This is a genomic window from Terrabacter sp. P5_B1 (genome assembly GCF_056400505.1).
This window is the reverse complement of sequence record NZ_JBFULD010000616.1, coordinates 1-689: the sequence shown is the minus strand read 5'-3', so window position 1 is coordinate 689 and position 689 is coordinate 1. Positions and strand designations below refer to the sequence as shown.

General features: G+C 74.9%; 1 pseudogene. It reads left to right on the top strand.

Annotated features, from left to right (window positions below):
• Window positions 1-38 precede the first annotated feature (38 nt).
• Window positions 39-689 (top strand): annotated as a pseudogene (locus tag AC1DP0_RS22425) (hypothetical protein); the annotation flags it as partial.

The following is a 689-nucleotide window of genomic DNA, read 5'->3' as shown; positions in this document are numbered from 1 at the left end:
CCCAGATCCTGACGCTCGCCGACCAGGAGGCGGCCGAGATGCGCACGCGCGCCGCTGCCGAGGCCGACGAGATCCGCGGGCGCGCCACGCGTGCGGCCGCCGAGCTCAAGGCGGCCACCACGTCGTATGCCGAGCAGGCTCGCGCCCGCGCGGACGAGGAAGCCGTGCGCATCATCGCCCAGGCCAACCGGGAGGCCCAGGCCGTCGTCGCCGAGGCCCAGAGCGTCACTGCCGCGCAGCGTCAGGAGGTCGCCGCCGAGTTCGAGGCGCTCCGCCTCAAGGCGTCCACCGCGTCGGCGGAGCTCGAGGTCACGCTCGCCGCCCGCCGCGAGTCGGCCGACGCGGAGTTCGAGGCGCGCCGCCAGCAGCAGGAGGCCGCCCTCAGCGAGAGCGAGTCCCGGCTGCGCCAGCTCACCGAGCGGGCCGAGCGCGACGCGCACGAGATGCGCACGAGGGCCGAGCACCTGCTCCAGAACGCCGAGGCGCAGGCCGACCAGATCGTGTCCGAGGCCCGAGACCACGCGTCGCGGGTGCGTGAGGAGTCCGACCGCGAGCTCGCAGCGGCGTCGGCTCAGCGCGACAGCATCACCGCACAGCTGAGCAACGTCCGTCAGATGCTCGCCACCCTGGGTGGCGGGGCCCTGATGGACTCCCTGGGTGCTCCGGCCCCGGCTGGTGACGCCGACGAC